At 43.5% G+C, this 18,920-nt stretch carries 13 protein-coding genes; 7 read left to right on the top strand and 6 right to left on the bottom strand.

The genetic code is table 11. From position 1 onward, the window contains the following. Nucleotides 1–6: 6 nt before the first annotated feature. Nucleotides 7–3,360, top strand: coding sequence for an EAL domain-containing protein (locus OSCIL6407_RS0119520; protein ID WP_007355872.1), 3,354 nt, complete (start codon nt 7–9; stop codon nt 3,358–3,360). 107 nt (nt 3,361–3,467) lie between these two features. Next, nucleotides 3,468–4,052, top strand: a complete 585-nt coding sequence (locus tag OSCIL6407_RS0119525) for a YdeI/OmpD-associated family protein (protein WP_007355871.1) — start codon at nt 3,468–3,470, stop codon at nt 4,050–4,052. A gap of 123 nt (nt 4,053–4,175) precedes the next feature. Here the strand turns inward: OSCIL6407_RS0119525 and OSCIL6407_RS0119530 are convergent, their stop codons facing one another. After that, entirely contained in the window at nt 4,176–4,511 is a 336-nt protein-coding gene (locus tag OSCIL6407_RS0119530) for a hypothetical protein (RefSeq protein ID WP_007355870.1), read from the bottom strand. Between the two features lie 210 nt (nt 4,512–4,721). Between OSCIL6407_RS0119530 and OSCIL6407_RS0119535 the strand changes: the two genes are divergently transcribed. Next, nucleotides 4,722–4,907: a DDE transposase family protein gene (locus tag OSCIL6407_RS0119535; protein WP_007355869.1), complete on the top strand. Its 186-nt coding sequence runs from the start codon at nt 4,722–4,724 to the stop codon at nt 4,905–4,907. A gap of 124 nt (nt 4,908–5,031) precedes the next feature. Here the strand turns inward: OSCIL6407_RS0119535 and ctpC are convergent, their stop codons facing one another. The 4 genes from ctpC to OSCIL6407_RS32800 form a co-directional block, all read right to left on the bottom strand. After that, complete coding sequence (ctpC, locus tag OSCIL6407_RS0119540) at nt 5,032–6,345, bottom strand: carboxyl-terminal processing protease CtpC (protein WP_019487571.1); 1,314 nt, start codon at nt 6,343–6,345, stop codon at nt 5,032–5,034. Between the two features lie 671 nt (nt 6,346–7,016). Beyond that, nucleotides 7,017–8,942, bottom strand: coding sequence for an alpha-amylase family glycosyl hydrolase (locus tag OSCIL6407_RS0119545; protein WP_007355867.1), 1,926 nt, complete (start codon nt 8,940–8,942; stop codon nt 7,017–7,019). A 309-nt stretch (nt 8,943–9,251) separates the two neighbouring features. Next, nucleotides 9,252–10,112: an Npun_R2479 family HD domain-containing metalloprotein gene (locus OSCIL6407_RS0119550; RefSeq protein ID WP_007355866.1), complete on the bottom strand. Its 861-nt coding sequence runs from the start codon at nt 10,110–10,112 to the stop codon at nt 9,252–9,254. A gap of 257 nt (nt 10,113–10,369) precedes the next feature. Beyond that, nucleotides 10,370–10,684, bottom strand: coding sequence for a Mo-dependent nitrogenase C-terminal domain-containing protein (locus tag OSCIL6407_RS32800; protein WP_007355865.1), 315 nt, complete (start codon nt 10,682–10,684; stop codon nt 10,370–10,372). Between the two features lie 591 nt (nt 10,685–11,275). Here OSCIL6407_RS32800 and OSCIL6407_RS0119555 point away from each other — a divergent pair. Continuing rightward, nucleotides 11,276–12,094 (top strand): hypothetical protein, encoded by an 819-nt coding sequence (locus OSCIL6407_RS0119555; protein WP_019487572.1) that lies wholly within the window; start codon nt 11,276–11,278, stop codon nt 12,092–12,094. 246 nt (nt 12,095–12,340) lie between these two features. On the opposite strand, the gene OSCIL6407_RS0119560 is transcribed toward OSCIL6407_RS0119555, so the two are convergent. Continuing rightward, entirely contained in the window at nt 12,341–13,378 is a 1,038-nt protein-coding gene (locus tag OSCIL6407_RS0119560) for an AI-2E family transporter (protein ID WP_007353614.1), read from the bottom strand. A 358-nt stretch (nt 13,379–13,736) separates the two neighbouring features. Here OSCIL6407_RS0119560 and gshA point away from each other — a divergent pair, with 358 nt between their 5' ends. The 3 genes from gshA to OSCIL6407_RS0119575 all read left to right on the top strand — a co-directional run bounded on the left by gshA (nt 13,737) and on the right by OSCIL6407_RS0119575 (nt 18,722). Next, nucleotides 13,737–14,888, top strand: coding sequence for a glutamate--cysteine ligase (gene gshA / locus OSCIL6407_RS0119565; protein ID WP_007353613.1), 1,152 nt, complete (start codon nt 13,737–13,739; stop codon nt 14,886–14,888). A gap of 284 nt (nt 14,889–15,172) precedes the next feature. Beyond that, the gene (locus OSCIL6407_RS0119570; protein ID WP_007353612.1) at nt 15,173–15,631 is read left to right on the top strand and encodes a tRNA (cytidine(34)-2'-O)-methyltransferase; all 459 of its coding nucleotides are present in this window, start codon (nt 15,173–15,175) and stop codon (nt 15,629–15,631) included. Between the two features lie 586 nt (nt 15,632–16,217). Beyond that, nucleotides 16,218–18,722, top strand: coding sequence for a peptidoglycan DD-metalloendopeptidase family protein (locus tag OSCIL6407_RS0119575; protein WP_007353610.1), 2,505 nt, complete (start codon nt 16,218–16,220; stop codon nt 18,720–18,722). Nucleotides 18,723–18,920 lie beyond the last annotated feature (198 nt).

The raw sequence follows: 18,920 nt of genomic DNA on the forward strand, positions 1-18,920 counted from the left end.
CTAACCATGCAAAAAAATGATTCTCCCATGTATTTGCCAACCTTAGATCAAGTTATAGATCGCTTCCCCTTGGCAGTTGCACCGAATACACCATTAATAGAAGTGGTTACGCTCATGGGCCAGATTCACAGCAGTTGCCCAGTAGAACAAGATATTCCCTGCGTACCTCTCAATCCCCCAACAACAGAAGTATCCCAATCTCTGGCCGCACCAATTATCGGAGAATCCAGAGCAGGCTGCGTTTTTGTCATCGAAGACTCAAGGCAAGAAATTTCTAAACCTTCAATTTTAAAAGGGATTTTCACTGAGCGGGATCTCGTCCAACTAATTGCTTCGGGTCAGAAATTAAGAGGAACTACTGTTGCCGAGGTTATGAGTATGCCAGTTGTCACCCTCACAGAATGTAAGGATCAGGATGTTTTCACTGCCTTAATCTTGCTGCGCCAACATCAAATTCGTCACTTGCCTATATTAAATACTAAAGGTCAACTCGTAGGAGTTGTTACGCCAGAAAGTATTCGGAAAGCGATGCTACAACCAGCAAATATTCTGAAGATGCGAAGTGTTGATGAAGTGATGGCACTGGATGTGATCCAAGCTCCTCCTACTGCTTCAGTGTTGAGTTTAGCGCAGTTGATGGCCGAACACCGCGTGAGCTGTATTGTAATTGCCAAAGAGGTAGAACAGGAAAGTGAGGAACAATCTGCGGAATTTCCTCCCAATTCCAAAGGAAATATCTACCCTTTTCCAGCCAAAACTCACCCCCCCATTCCGATTGGAATGGTAACAGAGCGAGACATCGTACAGTTTCAGGCCCTAGAGTTAGATTTGTCTCAGGTAGAGGCTCAAACGGTGATGAGTACGCCGCTATTTTCTCTCAAGCCAGAAGATTCGCTGTGGGTGGCTCATCAAGAAATGCAGCAGCGTTATGTACGGCGATTAGTAGTAGCAGGAGATCGAGGAGAATTGTTAGGAATTCTGACTCAAACTAATTTGCTGCGCGTCCTTGACCCTATGGAAATGTCAGGGATTATTGATGCTTTGCATTTGGCAGTAGAACAACGGACTAGCGAACTAAAAAGTGCGATCGCTTCCTTAAGTTTGGCTAACACGCAGCTAGAAAGCGAAATGGCCACCCGCGAACGGGCCGAACAGCGCCTCCGCCTCCTAGAATCTTGCGTAGTCAGTGCTAATGACGCGATTGTAATTATGGATGGAGGATTTTTAGATGCCTCAGATCCCACGATAGTTTATGTCAATGAAGCTTTTACTCAGATGACGGGTTATCGCCCTGAAGAAATTGTAGGTAAAACGCCTAATTGTTTACGAGGCCCAGCTAGCGATCTTGCCCAGATCGCGAAAATTCGTAGAGCGTTTTTGCGGCGAGAACCATTGCGAATTGAATTGATCAATTATCGCAAAGATGGTTCGATTTATTGGGTAGAGCTTAATAGTGTACCTGTAAATAATGAACAGGGAGTTTTAACTCATTGGGTATCTGTACAGCGAGATGTTACCGATCGCAAACAGATGGAACAGGCACTTTTCGAGGAAAAAGAACTGGCTCAGGTGACGTTGCAATCGATTGGCGATGGTGTAATTACCACTGATGCTGGAGGTCGGATTTATTCTCTTAACCCAGTAGCTGAAAAACTTACAGGTTGGTCAACTACTGAGGCCAAAGGTTTGCTGCTAGCTAAGGTGCTGAGGATTGTGAATGAAATCACTCGCGCACCGATGGAAAATATTACTCAGACAGCATTGCTTGAGGATCGGATTGTTGACCAGACAAATAATGGGATTTTGGTTGCTATATCTGGCCGCGAGTTTGCGATCGATCATTCCGTTGCCCCGATTCATACTAGCGATGGTCGCATTATTGGGGCAGTAGTCGTTTTTCGAGATGTTACTCAGGTTCGCACTCAGGCCCGGCAATTATCTTGGCAGGCAACTCATGATGCTTTGACTGGTTTAGTCAATCGCCGTGAATTTGAGTATCAGTTAGAACAGGCTATTTTGGGAGCGCAAAATCTGAAGGAAGAGCATATTTTGCTCTATTTGGATCTCGATCGCTTTAAAATTGTTAATGATACTTGCGGTCATATTGCTGGTGATGAATTGCTGCGGCAAGTGAGCGATTTGTTTAAAAGTAAGATTCGGAAAACTGATATTCTGGCTCGCCTGGGAGGGGATGAATTTGCTGTACTACTTTATCATTGCCCTCCAGAAAAAGGATTGGATGCTGCCGAGTCTTTGTTACGATCTATTCAGAGTTTTCGGTTTACCTGGCAAGGCAAAACTTTTTCTATTGGTGTCAGTATTGGTATCGCGGCCATTAATGTAGATGCAACCTCTAGTTCCTGTATTTTGAGTGCAGCGGATGTTGCTTGCTATGCGGCTAAAGATAAAGGCCGCAACCGCGTGCAGGTTTACCAAATTGGCGATCGCGAATTGGCAAAGCAGCGGGGGGAAACTCAGTGGGCTGTGCGAATTAACCAAGCTTTGGAAGAGAATTGGTTTAGCCTTTATTGTCAGCCAATTGTGCCTTTGATTAATGTCAAAGGTAGTCCAGAACATTGTGAAATTCTCCTCCGCCTCCGAGATGAGAAAGGTCAGATGGTCTCACCTATGGCGTTTATTCCTGCGGCTGAACGCTATAATTTGATGCACTCGATTGACCGTTGGGTAATCCGTACTTTGTTTGGTTATTTGCAAGATGCTCCTAGTTTTGTGTTCCCCAAACAAGAAAATTCAAAATCCAATCTGCCTTTTTCTACTCTTGGTAAGGCGCGTCGTCAAAATGTTAATTCCCTGTATGCTGTGAATTTGTCGGGGGCTAGTATTAATGACGATCAGTTTATTGATTTCTTGCACGAGCAGTTTACTACCTATAGGATACCACCGGAGGCGATTTGTTGGGAAATTACCGAAACTCTAGCTATTGCCAATCTCAGTAAAGCGGCAAATTTTATTAGAAAACTTAAGGATTTGGGCTGTTGTTTTGCTCTAGATGATTTTGGCAGTGGGATGTCTTCTTTTGCTTATCTGAAAAGTTTGCCTGTTGATTTTGTGAAGATCGATGGCAATTTTGTGAAAAATATTGTAGATAATCCGATTGATTTAGCAATGGTGGAGGCGATTAATCGCATTGGTCATGTCATGGGAATCCAAACTATTGCTGAATATGTGGAAAATGAAGCTGTGATGGAAAAACTTAAAGAACTTGGGGTAGATTATGCCCAGGGGTATTATTTGGGAAAACCTCAGCCTTTTCATTTAATAGTTGCTGATAGTGAGGAGGAAGTTTTGGGGGAGTTTCCGGCAAAATCTCTAACTTTTGAAGGGAAGCTGGCTTGTTAAGTAGAAGGAAGAAGGAAGAAAAATTTAGTTATCTAGGAGAGTCTGATGGCTATTCTCTATAATTTACTGGCATTAATTTACTCGCACCATTCAGATTAACTCGTTTTATGCTACAATTCGATTGCCAATTAGAAACCATTTATGCTAAAGATCGCCGGGAATGGCGAGCATGGTTGGAGAAAAACTGTAACACTTCTAGAGGTGTGTGGCTGATCTACTACAAAGTCAAAAGTAATTTACCAAGTATTAAATATACTGAAGCGGTAAAAGAAGCCTTATGCTTTGGCTGGATTGATAGTAAGGTCAAATCATTAGATGAAGAACGCTATATGCAGATATTTACTCCGCGCCAGCCTAAAAGTGTCTGGTCAAAATTAAACAAGCAATATATTGAAGAACTGCTCGCACAGGATTTGATGACTGAGGCCGGTATTAAAAAGATTGAAGTGGCAAAACAAGATGGATCGTGGACTTTGTTAGATGCAATTGAAGCATTAATAATTCCCCAGGATTTAATGCAGGCATTAGAAGCAAATGAAGCTGCAAACAGATATTTTCAGGCATTTAGTAATTCCAATAAAAAGAGTATCTTGTTTTGGATTGACAGTGCTAAACGTCCAGAGACAAGGTTGAAAAGAATTGAGCAAACTATAAATTTAGCAGCAGATAACAAAAATCCATTAACACGATAGGTGAAAGGCTATGTTGAGTTTTGATATTGCTAGTTAAGCTTTTTCTCTTAAAGGATTGGTCGCTCTTGAAAAGACTTATCGCGTTTTAAGAAGACTAAACACTTGTACTGATTAACGATTGGTTTAGTCATCGATATTGAAACTTTCACCATTACTGCGAGTAAGGGTTTTACCCTCAAACTCGTTATCGTCGTCATATTTTCCGCTAACTGTAATTTTTTCACCTACAGTCAGGTTGACGCGACCGAGAAGATCCGAGTCTCCTTCAACTACAATTTGTCCGTTGGGGGTGTTCAAAATAAATTTATCATCATCGATGACTTTGACGACTTCACCGGAAATTTGAGTAATACTCGTGCGCTGACTTAAATTAGCATTGGTCTGAGCTAAAACTACTTCAGGAATAGTAAATGTCGCGATAGCAGCGATCGCAAAACTAAGCAAGGATTTAAACTTCATTATTTGAAACTCCCGATGAATTGATGTATGAGTGTTTAATATTTAGCTATGACAAGCCAAGCTTAACATAAATATAAAAAATGATTTTTAGAGTAGTCAAAATCTATCAAAAGATAGGTATATGAGATCGCTTTGTGTTTTGATGTTAAAATTATAGCTGATAGCGGCTATTTGCTACACTATAGTCTAGCTTTTCTCCCACATCCACCCATGACAACATCTCAATTTTATATAGTCAAACAACCCCCAGGCCATTGCGAAATTATCCCCAGCGAACAAGTAGAAAAAAAAGAAAACCCCACCCTCATAGAAAAGTGGGGCCCCTATAATTCACAACAAGAAGCGATCGCACGTCGTATCGGTTTAATTCGAGCGGGAAAATGCCAACCTCAATAACAGCTAAAGTATTAAGACTTACACCTGGGGTTTCAGAAACCGGGTTTTTAACCAAAATACTTCTTTACAAGCCGTAGATTCGCTAAAAAACCCGGTTTCTTTGCTCGATCGCGTAATTCCTGTTTTACTTTTTACTCTTTGATTTAGCTTTCGTTTCCGCCTGATGATTGCTTCCTTGTTTCGCGACAATCTCCTGAGTCAAAACATCCAAAGCCTTGGTATATTGCGGATCTGCTAGCGTCGCAATCTTATTACGATCGCTCCTCAATTCTTGCTTTTGGGCCTCCGTCAGCTCAACCTTAAAATCTGGTTCAATCCCCGCATGATTAATATCCGTGCCATTGGGTGTAAAATACTTCGCGATCGTTACCGCCATCCCCGAACCATTGCCCACACCCCTTACTGACTGCACCAAACCCTTACCAAAAGTCTTGGTTCCCACCAAAACGGCTCGCTTATTATCCTGTAAAGCACCCGATAAAATCTCACTAGCACTCGCAGAACCGCCATCCACCAAAACTACCAATGGTTTATCTGTCATCGCTCGTTGATTCGCCGTTTGGCGATCGGCTTCACCTAAGCGATCGACTGTGGAAACAATAGTACCTTCTTTAAGCCACATCCGCGCAATTTCAATACTTCCATAGAGCAAACCCCCTGGATTCGATCGCAGATCTAAGATATAGCCCGTTACTTTCTTTTGTTCCAAAGACTTGATCGCATCTCGCATTTCCGATGCCGCATTGGCGCTAAACTGATTCAAGCGGATATATCCTATATCTCCCGCTGAACTTTTGTTAACAGAAGAACGTACAGGATGAATTTCAATTTTAGCCCGCTTTAGCTTAAAATCTATTTCCTTATTTCCTCGTAAAATTGTCAGCGTCACTTGGCTATTAATCGGGCCGCGAATCAGGTTTACCGCCTGAGTCGTATCCATTCCCTCCGTACTTTTCCCATCAATTTTGGTAATAATATCTTTCGCCAAAATCCCAGCTTGAAAAGCAGGAGTATCCTCTATCGGCGAAATTACCACCAACTTTTTCGTTTCCTCATCTTGAGTTAGCTGAATACCAACGCCAGTCAATTCCCCAGAAGTATCAATCTGCATATTCCTGAACTCTTCCGGGTCCATGAACCGCGTATAAGGGTCATCCAGCTTCTTCAGCATTTCCCGGATAGCCTTGTATGCTTCCTCGTCATTGGTATAAGTACGGTTAAGATAATCATTCCGCACTGCTTTCCAGTCAATCTGGTTGAAAGTACCATCTACATAACTTTTGTCAATTATCTGCCAAACTTCATCGACCAGTTCCTTGGGGCTCTGGCGAAAGGATGCTTGACTTTGGGAAAGATGAATACCTGCCCCAGTTACTGTGACAGCAGTCAGCATAACCGCTGTCGCACTTAGAATAAGCCCACGTTTTGTTATTACCATCTGTCTGCTGTGCTGGAGGAAAAGGTTGTGAAATAGTTAAGCTCAATGTAACACACGCAACGGTCAGGAATTAAAAATTAACAATTAAAATAGGACTATTAAGTATCGCTAAGGTAAGGTCGCCGTCTCAGTGGTAAAGTCAGTGCGGAGACGGCGGTGCTAACCAATTGCTGAAGGTAAATGTAAAGATGTACAGCGACAAGGGAGGCTAGCTCTAGAGTTTAGTACAAAGTATAACCTATTTTAGAGTAACTTAACTGGCTTTATTGAGGCGTAAAGCAGTTTTGTCATTACCTTTTCATAATTTGATTCATAATTTGAGGGAGTTAAGGTGGCGAAAAGTCAGATTTGAAGAGATTAATATTGCTATTGCTGCTAAATAGCAAAGAAATTATCATAATAGAGCTAAATAAACTGGGTTTTGATCGACTAATCTTTGAAGATGTTTTAAAAGTATAACAGACTTACGCAACCAACCAAAGAAACCGGGTTTTTTGACGAAAATACTTCGCCCTTATCCACAGATTCTCTCAAAAACCCGGTTTCTGGGACGATCTGCGTAAGTCTGTTATAAGCGAGTCAAAAAATTACTCACAAGGTGCTGGTTTCTTCAAATCTCAGCATCAGCCTTGTGAGTTTTTTCCCACCCTACCCTACTTTTAAAACCTCCTCTAAGACTCACGTCCTGATGACCATTTATCGCGCCATTTAACCGTGCCTTCGTGAGCTAAAACCCAGCGGCGGCAAACCAGATTTTCTCGCAGCGGTGACTGTCCCTCCCGCAATAAAACGTACTTGTAAGCAATCAGCTTGCCCGCACTTTCATTAAAAGGAATTTCCCCAAACCAAGTATTAGTATTAATGTATTCCAGTGGGTAAGCATTACTAATATCCCAGTTGCCCAATTCGGGACAATCTCCGATTACCACAATCCTCTCACCCGGCTGAGTTTGAACGCTATTGAGCTGCGCCCGTACAATTACTTGCCCCTTAACTCGCTCCCCGACATGACTGAAGATAATTACTTCGCGCGAATCGAGCTCTAAATTATGCAACATCCTGTCTTTAACTTCAAACTTGCGGCGTGATAAAACCTCTGTATGTTCTCCGTCTGGTAACTCAGTATCAACCGATTCAATTGTTACAGGAGTACCCCGATTCATGGCTACAAATACCACTGAATCCCGATATCGCCGCACATAACAATAAACATCAGGAGTCAAATACTTTTGCCAGTGGCTACCCAGTGAAATAGCAGGATTTAGCCGCCGCAAACCAGAGAGCAATCGCAGATCTCGGTAAATTGGCGTGTCGGTTTCCCAACTTTCCATCATCGGGCGATTATAGGGGTCATTGCCGCCATCTGTATCATCGTGGAGGTACTGTTCAGTACCATAATAAATGCAGGGAATACCGCGAGTTGTCATAATTAAATCAATCGCCAGCCGTAGCATTTCTGGGTCAGAATTTAATGATTGAAACCGGGGCATATCGTGATTGTCAATAAATGTAATCAACTCCGTTGCCCCGTAATAGCGATGATCCAGGTTCAGAACATCCTGAATTAAATTAAATCCTCCTTCCGCACCCTGCGCCAAAGCTCCTCGAATTGCCACGCATAAGCCAAAGTCCAAAATTGTCATTCCAGACTCATTGGCAAATTCAACTGACTTGTCGCTTCTGGGATCGCTATAAATCCACTCTCCAAAGATGAAAACATCGGGCCGATGAGTTAAAATATCAGCGTTAAATTCTTGCCAAAACCAGATTGGCATATGCTTAACTGTATCCACTCGTAAAGCATCAACACCTCGGTCTAACCATTGTTTAATCGCTGATTTGATGTAGTTTCGGTACTCGATATTGTTTTCATTGAAAGTAGCTAAACCACTAAGTTCGCAGTTTTGCACCTGCCATTCATCTTCCCAGTTTTGAACTTCGCCGTAGTGGTGATACCAGTTATTTTTGTCGTCGTTGAAATCAGCTATTTTCACTCCATCGTCGTAGAGTTCGCCCTTTTTACCGCTAAAATCTGGGTTGCTATGATTGCAGACAATATCCAGAATAAGTTTCATATTCCGTTTGTGAAGTTCATCAATTAAACGGTCAAAAGTTGTATTTCTTGTTTCTTGGGTCGCGTTAAGAGAAGGATTTTCATCTTTGGCGATAAAACGAGGATTGAGCCGTTTAAAATCTTTGATCCAGTAACCGTGAATAGCAGCTTGTTCGATAAATAAAGCTTCAACTTGCTCGAACAAAGGAGTCAGCCAAAGCGCTGTCACTCCCAGGTTTTTTAAGTAGTCAAGTTTATCAATAACTCCTTGTAAGTCACCACCCCAATATTTTCCCCAGTCTTTTCCTTCTGGATCGTAAAGTTCCGGGTTTGGCCCTTCGCTATTTTCTGCGTCGCCATCGAAGAAGCGGTCAACTACGATGAAATAAATGGTTTCTTGGCGAAATTCTATATCTCTGGTATATAGAAATTCTAAGTCAATCTCGCTTTCCTGTTTAACTTCTTCTACGAGAGCTTCAACTTCTGCTTGGGGATTATTTACGTGATATTGTTCTGAAGTTTGAGTGGGAGTAACGGGTGTCATAAGATTAGCTTTCAGATATAGTTTAATAGCAAAATTTGCTTAACAGTGAGCAAGGCTATATTTGCTCACTGTTAAGACTGCCTTTTACAGCATCATACGGAATGTTTTTGTGCGTGCAATCTTCCTTTAGACTGAGGGCGGACTCATGGTTGAGGAGAAATGTCACAGCCGTCGATACTGTTATTAGTTCCGTGACGTAGCGCCGCCATCTTGGGGGTGACTTGACCCTCCAAGATGGCAACCGGACTGTGATTTTACCTAAGTCCTGATGTAATTAATTTCGTGCGACTACTTAAAGCGTTATTACTGCTAACTCACTACCGCCAACTCAGAAGTAACCGCAGGGTGTTCTACCCGAAAGACATTCGCGCTGAGGTTAGCAACAATTTGTTTTCCCTGCTGCGTCAGTTCCAAATACGCGATCGCATCCTTAATATACCCATAAACCACATTCCAGTAAAATTGAGGATATGCCTGCAACATATCCCCCGGATGCTCATAGCCCAAAATCTGATTCATGCCTGACTCCTCAAACTCATAAAATAGCGCACCAATCTTTTGCAAATATCGCGGATCGCTAAACTGACCAATAAAATCAGCCGCCCGAACCAAACCAGGATAATTAATCGTATCCTGCCGATCTTCCCCCGCAGGCACCGGAAAACGAGTTTGCTCAATATTGCGCTTAATCATCTCAGTATCGATCAGTTTGTGACCGCCAAAACGCTCATCAATAAACTGTTTCCCTCGGTCAACTCGATAAGGCGCGAGGCTAGCATCCGTCGCCCCAAACGGCAAAGAAACCTTAGTCTCCCCTATACCAGCCGCATATACTCCCAACTCGCATCGATCTTGGCGGCAGACACCTTTAACATACCCAATATCATGACAAAGCAGAGATATGTGAAAATGCAGCCAATCTTCGCAAGAAACACCACCTTCACGGATGTGTTTGCCACGCAAAATTTCCTGTCCCACCAACGTCACTAAAATAGTATGTTCGATATTGTGGTAAAGCGCATCACTATTAGCAATATTTTCCAAAGCCATACTGCCCGCCCAGCCAATAATATCTGCGTAGTCGGACTTATACCCTCCGTAAGTATGGTGATAGCCATCAGTCAGCCGTTTCACGAAATCATCAATTAGCAGCTCAGTTACATTAAACATCTTCAGTTCCTTTACCCAAACTGAGTCTTGAATTTACCGTTGGACTTTTTTACCTGCTACTACCGTTTGATGTTGATTTTGACCAACCTACCTATCTGGATTCAATAGGTCTGTACAGACTTGTCCACCAATATGAGTTATTATTGCTCAAATTACGGAAATAAACATCCGGGATACAACCCCACTTTCAGGAAAGTTTAACATCCATTTACCATACTCTGACCATCTATCCAACAAGTTCGCGATCGCCCCTGCGATTAGCAGTAAGGCGTAACATCTTCCCCGCATACATCTGCCAAAAACGACAGCGCCCGGAAACGCAACCATACCAATTCGTCATAAACCGGATTGAGTTTGCAAAGAGGTGGTATGTGGAAAAGCTGATGACCCCATAGGTAAATGTCTCTCTCAAAGGGACATTGAGCTGGAATGAACTCGCACAGTCGTCGAGCCATTTGGGGGTCACGCACCTCAATCCCATCCAGCCATTGACGCAACGGGTGCAGGAGTTTATCTTTAAGACTTGGGTGCAAGCGATCGCTTTCTGAGAAAATAGTTGTAGTAATTTCCATGACTAACTTTAGAAATTGTTCTCAATCAAGGCTATTTCAACCTGTCTCAATCATCAGCTAAATTCACCGTTGTCTCTGTGATGCAAATAAGTCCTCTCTGTGACTTTCACAGTAGTGGGAGGTGAGGTAAATCAGCTATTTTTGTGATTTTAAACAGGTTAAGAGTGTGAGGCAGATCGCGGAAGGTGCAGGATTGGAGAGCTTTAAGCTTTGACTTTTGAGATTGCTTCGTTCCTCACAATGTGCTTTACCCTACGGGTAGGCTAAGCCAAAACTGTACATGACTTTTGAACTTGGATTTTAAAGACATACTCAAAAGCTTTCTCCTTCTACTAATCGGGGCTTCTATAATATTTCATAGCTCATAAATTATAACTACCTTAGCATAAGCTTTATTTCCACTTAGCTAAGAATTGCAATTTAAGTAAATCCACCTAATTAAACATAAGATCGGGATGGCTAAAAAGCGTACTGTATAAACATTCTTCCTTCTCTCCTAGATAACTAAAATTTTCTTCCTTCTTCCTTCTTCCTTCTTCCTTCTTCCTTCTACTTATTACTCTGTCAACTTACCGCTCTCGGTTTCAGATGATGGCTAACCAACAACATCAATACGCCGATTTTTCTCAACAATACAATCCGGCAAATACTATTTTAGATAAACTCCCTGTCGAAGTCAAAAAATGGGCTGAAAGTTTGCCTTGGAACCAGCGGCGTTATGTTTTGTCCTTGTCTTATATACTTTGTGCATCTTCTCCTCAGATGCAAGCAGAGTTTTTGGATGATTACACAGCAGATGGCTTAGTTTCAAAAATGCTAGAAGATGTCGATACTCTCAGCAGAGTCAAGCAACATCTCATCGGTTTTCGCATTCAAACTGAACTGAATGAATCTGTACTTAGAGGCTATATTCGACAATTTTATATCCATTCCGCTCAAGATACACACCGACAACCAGATCAATACTTAGAATCAGCATTACGCTTAGTTTTGAGTACAGAAGAGCGCAATAATGTTTTCTCTTATATTTTAGGAATTGAGTTCATTAAAATTATGTTTAAAATGAGCTGGTTGCAGCAGGAAAGGTTGGCAAGGCTACAGAAAAACCAGGAAATTTTTATTAATAGTTACATCAAGCCGATTCAATACGCCCATAAACTCAACGCTCTAGTTGTACCTAAAGATGAAAAAATATTTTTTGCCCGCCGTACTTACTATATCAAAGTTCCTGAGATTAGCTATAAAAAGTTGATCGAGTTAGTCATGGCAACTTTTACTACAGATAAAGTTTGCAATTGTGGATTTGCTATTATGCGTCATATAAATTCTTTCCGCTTTGATTACGAATATATTTTTAATTCTGCACCCGACGATATCTTTCCCCCAGAATTTGAATCTATCCCTAATTAAATTAGAAGAAGGGACTAGGGGCTAGGGGCTAGGGACTAGGGGAAGAAGGGGCTAGGGGCTAGGGGCTAGGGACTAGGGAAAGAGGGGGAGAGGGGGAGCGGGGGAGCGGGGGAGATGGGGGATATGGGCAATTAGCAATTAGCCATTAGCCATTAGCAATTAGCAATTAGCCATTAGCAATTAGCAATTAGCAATTAGCCATTAGCCATTACCAATTACCAATTACCAATTACCAATTCATCCTTCCTACGACTCCCCTTTCATTTCCTCAATTTCAAACCAACTAACTATCACTCCCGCCAACGGAATCGCTAAGAAAATCCCCAACAATCCGGCGGCTCTTGCACCTACTAACAATGCAAAAAATACTACCACCGGATTCAGATTAAGTGAATTTTTCATAATCCGAGGATGAATAATATTATCCTGAATCTGTTGCAAAATAATGCAGGCAATTAACACCTTAAATGCTAGCCAATAATTTTGAGCTAAGACAATAAAAAATACCAAGGCAATTCCTAATGTAGCTCCGATACCCGGTATCAAATCAAACGCGCCTAATATCACTGCCAAAATCAATGCAAATCTCACATTTAAGATTAATAAAACTATAAAACTAGCCGTGACTAAAAACAACATTAAAATAATTTGAGCCTGAAAAAAACCTAAAAAATTACGCTCAATAGTCCGAGCGAAGCGCCTGTGCAAGTGCTTTGGAAGAAAATTAAGCATAAGCTGCCAAAGCCGTTCGCCATCTAATAACATGAAAAATGAAACAGCCGTAATAAAAATAAAAGTTATTACATTAGTAAAAACAGTTTGTAATAGAGTGATGCTGGAAACTATTCCCCCTAAAGCTTGGGTTCGCAATTGTTCTTCAATCACCCGCAAATTTACCTGAAGATTCCTTTCTCTTAAAAAACCTTCTAAACGATCTGAAAGAGGTGCAAGAGCATTGACAAACTCAGTAATGCTATCAATTAATTGCTGCCCTTGAGATAAAAGCGTTACCCCCACTGTCACACTTAAACTTACAACTATTATAATACTCAATAAGAAAACTAAAGTGACAGCGGAACCGTGAGGTAAAAACCGCTTGAGCGATCGCACAGGATAGCTAAGCAAGAAAGCCACAAGCGAAGCGATCGTGAAAACTACAATCACCGTTTCAAAGTAAGCTAAAAGCGTTAGGAAAGCCCAACCTGAAGCAAATAAAAGCAAAAATCGAACTAATGTAGAATTATTTAGTCGGTTCCAGAAATCGGGGATAGAAGATTGACTCATGCTTTACAGCCAAAGGAAGAAATAAGAAGGAAGGCTTTAGTTATCTAGGAGAGAAGGGAAATACAATTCCCATCCATAGCTTGAGCAATTAAGAACGTCCTACTAGCCTTGGTGGTTGCTTGATGATACTTGCTGGCATCATCCCACTGGCGACATTTTCTATTAACTATATTTAGAATTGCATGATTAATATCTTCTTGGCTATCCCTCTCAAGGTAGGTACTCAATAGGCTGCCATCCTCAGCGCCAATGAAAACCTCTAACTAATCAAGAGAAAGTATCTCCTCTGAAAGAAGTCACGATAGAATCAATTTCTAGGATAATAAAAAACAGGACTCAACCTAGCTGAGGAAAAAACGTGCTGCTATCAAAAGGCTTTGAAGTAGAAATGTACACTGGCACCCCCCAGGGCGATATTGTTGGTCTCTCCGACAAGATTGTGTCAGACTTAGACGGATTTGTGCGGGAGCCAGATAGCCGCAATGTGGAATATACTACTGCGCCCTTGTGTAGTTACGATCGCCTCCTGTGCGCCCTAGTTAAACCGCGTCGGCAACTGCGTGCTTATTTAAAACAGTTGGGCGACTATACCATACTTCCAGGGAGTACCTTATCCTTGGGCGGAAGCGATCGCTTTTTCCGCTCCGATCCCAACAACCCCTACCACACCTACATCGAGCAAACCTACGGTACCAAAGTCGTAACCGCCAGCATTCACATTAACATCGGCATAGCTCAACCAGAACTGCTGATGCAAGCGATTCGTCTGATCAGGGTCGAAGCCCCTCTGTACCTCGCCCTCAGTGCTTCTTCCCCCTTCTTGGATGGTGCCGTTACGGGGTATCACTCCACCCGCTGGGGTCTGTTCCCCAAAACTCCAGCCATTGTCCCCCTGTTTGAAAGCCACCGCCATTTTATCAACTGGACTGAGGAGCAACTCGTGGCTGGTACTATGCAAAACGTGAGACACCTGTGGTCGTCAGTAAGACCTAATGGGGATCGCCGGCCCTACAATCTCAATCGCGCAGAAATGAGAATTTGCGACCTCGTTACCAACCCCATTTCCCTGCTAGCGATCGCAGCTTTACTAGAAGCTCGTCTTTGGCAAATGCTCGCCGATCCCAGCTTAGATCCCCTGGAAATCAGCACCCTACCCGCCACCACCCGCAATCAAGACTTAATCGCTCTGACAGAGGCTAACGAAGCCGCCGCCTCCAAGCTGAGTTTGGATGCGACACTTAGACATTGGCAAGATGGTAGAAAAATTCTGGCTAGAGATTGGATTGAAGAAATTTACCAGCAAGTTTGGCCAATAGCAAAACAACGCGGCTTTAGTTGCTTCCTCTCGCCCTTGAAAAAAATTCTTCGGGAAGGTAATGAGGCTCAACAATGGTTGAAAATGTATCATACTTGTCTTGACAGCAGGAGCGTAATTATTGAAGGAATTCAATCAATGCGAGAACAGGAAAGAGAGCTTGAAGACAAGTTATGCCAGCAATTGGTCGCTTGAACTACTTTTTTGCAAACGATCAGAATATTTAATCGGTAGAGTAATTAATGGTATATAATAAAAAGCTATATATTACCTCTATCTTTAAGTAGACTTTCACGGTCAGCACTAAATATTTTTCCCTCTTCCTTTCAACTATATAGCAACCGCCTTGGCGGTTAGGAAGTTGTGAGTTCCTGCCATCATAGATTCTATTCCCTTCTTCCCTGAGCATCGTAGCCCCTAGCTATTCCCCTTTTCCCTAGCCCCTAGCCCCTTCTTCCCTAGCCCCTTCTTCCCGAACTATGCCGTCTGTTGTTTTGATTTCTCCGCAAATTCCGCCAAATACGGGCAATATTGCCCGTACTTGCGCTGCAACCCGTACAGAATTACATTTAGTTGGGCCTTTAGGCTTTGAAATTAGCGATCGCTATCTCAAACGAGCTGGTCTAGATTACTGGCCCTACGTTAACCTGCACAGCCACGATAACCTAGAAGCTTTTAAAGCTTGCCACCAACAACGCGGAGGTCGCTGGATTGGCTTCAGCACTAAAGGACAATGCAGTTATACGCGATTTGAATTTCAAAACAATGACTGGCTGCTGTTTGGGGCAGAAACCACCGGTCTGCCCCCAGAGATTCTCGAAGCCTGCACCAATGTTCGCATTCCCATGAGCGAGCCAGGAGTACGTAGCTTAAATCTTTCCGTCAGCGTTGCAGTAGGTTTATTTGAAGCGCAGCGGCAATTGGGCTATCTAGCATAAATATCGCTACATCCTTACATACACACATAAGAATAAAAATACCCATCAACCCATAAAATGCTGAGATTAAGATAAGAAAATCATATATTACCCTGACTTTATTAGCTTACTTGATTGATAGATTTTTATCATCCTATAGCAGGGAATACTGAGGGCAGATAAATGACTCAAAAGATTGGTACATAAGAAGAACAGACTTTTTTTAGTCTTTTTGACTGAGATTTACTCAATAATCTATCCGCTGCTTTATCCCGTATATTTACGGTTGTGGTTTTCCTGAAAACCAGCGTAGATTTGGGTGGTGATAATGACACGAAAAGCCTTATGACAACAGGGCATGCAGACTTAAGGCTAACAGCTATTACACAACAAGGCTTTGTCAGTGTCGCTTCAGCACTTGTTACCTGCGGCTTAAACTTTTTTACCGTCTAAGCTTGTCTAAATTAAAAAAGCAGGGTAATCTTGCCTAAGCATGATTACTGTCAATGATTAGGATCTCTTTTAACCGTGATTTGAATCATTGATAGCTCATCCCCTTGAGTGTTTCCAAGGATAGTTAAGCGCTTCTCGATAGGAGGTCGTTTTTTTGAAACGAACAAATCCCGATAAAATAAACTTTGTTGATGCCCGTGAAATCAACATCGACGGCACTGCCGAATCATCCAAGCAGGCAAATGCCGGTACTGGTAGAGTTCGTTCTGCCGCAATGATTGGACTAGCAATTTCAGTAGGTGCTTCCAGCCTCCTGCTGCCTACAGGAGGTGACGCAGCCACAGCGGCCGACTCCGTAGCAGGGGAAGCCACCACCGAAATGCAGCCCACACCCCTGGCAATACAGCCCAACGCTCTCAATGTTGAGGATGAAGCCGCTCATCCTGCACTCTTGAACTCAGGGGTGGTGAAGGTGAAAAAGGGGCAAACCCTTTGGGAATTGTCTCAGGACTACGAAGTTGATGCAAATACTCTGGCAAGAACTAATGGCATTAAGTCAGATAGCTTACTGCAAGTAGGACAACAGCTAAAAATTCCATCCCTGAACGTCATCTCCTCAGATGCGAAAACAGGCAACACCGTTGCTACGCTGCCCTCTCAAACCCGCTATGTCGATACCGAACAAGAGTTCAAATCAAATCAGACAGAGCAGTTAGGACAGCAATCAACAGAAGCGATCTCGCCTGCCCGCTCGGCAGAAATTAATGAGCTCAACCAGCCAACCAGAGAAGTTGAAATTAACCACTGGAATAAGCAGGAAAACCACTCGGCGACAAGTTATCAAACTCAGTTGAAATCTGAAGAACCTGGCAATTTATCCGAATCTGGACGGGAAAGCACTGATGGGCTAACTGAGGTGACTGGGACTCCAGAAACTACACAGGAGAGTGCAACAGCACCCCAGACTTTGCCCGCAGTCCCTACGGATAAATTTGACGCTTTTAGCTTTAGTTCTCAGACAGCGTTCCCACCAGCCCCGGCTATTGAGTCGGCTGAGTCCCTAGTTGCACCTAACGCTACTGGGACAGTTGTGATTGAGCCTGACGGGACGGCTCTAGCACCATCATCGGTAATTTACCGAGTGCAGAAGGGGGATACCCTCGACGCGATCGCCCAAAATTATGGCATATCCGTCGTAGACCTGATTTCAGCTAACAATATTAGCGATCCGCACTACCTCAAACTCAATCAAGCCTTAAGAATTCCCCAAATCCAGTCGCACAGCTATGGGGAGCAGGCAACAGTCATATCAGGCTCTAATTCCACTAACGCCCAGCCCGTTGCAGAAACTCCCATTCCTTTAATGCGGGCTGAGTCTTCTGCCGCCCCTAGTTCTGGCGTTGCAGCATCCGTCCCAACTGTATCGGTAATCTCTTCGCTAACCAACGCTGAGGGTGCATCCTCCGTTTCTGTACCGACAGTGGCAAAAATTAATAGTATTCCGCTCACAGCATTTTCGACCCCAGGTGTTAGCGACCAAGGCAATAGCACTCTCAATGCTCAGCCAAAATTTACAGGTACACTCCGGCAAATCTCCGTTCCCGCTAACTCTCAAGGCGCGGTCGAAAAATCATTTGCGCCCACAACTGAACTGACTTCCCCCGCTAGGGAGTTAGCTGTTGAGAACACAACCCCAACTCTGCCCTCCTCAGTGCCCGTTCAGCAAGCTGGCAATGAGATGGTAACGGTCGATTTGCAAACTTCCACAGCCGCAAATTCGCCCAACCCTTACGCCGATCGCTTGAGATCGGAAATCACCAGGCTCCGAGAGGAGTATCGGGCAGATAGAAACAATCAGCAGGAAGTAAAAACAATATCAACCACAGCTTTTGTTGGCAATACGCAGTTACCAACTGCGGAGGCTAACCACTCAAATAGTATTGAACCTATCAATCCAGAGTTCAATCCTCAGCGCTACGCTCAAGCAGTACAGAACGAAATTAGCACGCCCCAGTCTCGACAGTGGGCCCAGCAGTTGCAGCGACAGCAGCAACAAGAGCGAGCCAATTCACAGCAGCGTGCAGTCGGAGTCGCCCCGGTACAGCCCTCTGCTACCTCTGGGCAGCCCCTCGTTGCCACAGCTCCTCTAGGTGCTGATGCTTACGACCCTCTGAGCAATCCTTCCTTGGGACGGATGGTTTCTCCTGAGTTACCTCCTCTTCCCGGAGCCGATACCTATCTACCGGCAGGCTCTATGCCCTCTAAGGGCTTTATTTGGCCGGCTAAGGGAGTTCTTTCCTCTGGCTATGGCTGGCGCTGGGGACGGATGCACAAGGGCATTGACATCGCAGGTGACATTGGGACACCAATTGTGGCTGCCGATGCTGGTGTTGTGACTTATGCAAGTTGGAATGACGGGGGTTATGGCTACCTGGTGGAAGTTACCCACGCCAACGGTACTGTCACTCTTTACGCCCACAACAACCGAATTTTGGTGCAAGAAGGTCAGCGTGTGGCTCAAGGTCAGCAAATTTCGGAAATGGGTAGCACTGGCTTCAGTACCGGCCCTCACTTGCACTTTGAAATTCATACTTCTGCACAAGGGGCTGTCAATCCAATGGCATTTCTACCAGATGACTCTAGGACTGCTTCTCAATAGGGATTTCCCTTGAGTTGTAGGGACACTGTTTACCTGCAACGGGGGCGATGGGATGCCCCCTTTGCTTGCTATGTATGTCCTCACGGTATTGGCTGGCAGTTTCCCTATTATCAAAACCAATAACTCGGAGTTGAAAGTTTTGTTTTTTTTATCAATTTGGTCTAGCTATTGTTGGCGACCTTGTGCTAAGATAAAAAA

Origin of the sequence: Kamptonema formosum PCC 6407, assembly GCF_000332155.1 — a bacterium.
GTDB lineage: Bacteria > Cyanobacteriota > Cyanobacteriia > Cyanobacteriales > Microcoleaceae > Kamptonema > Kamptonema formosum.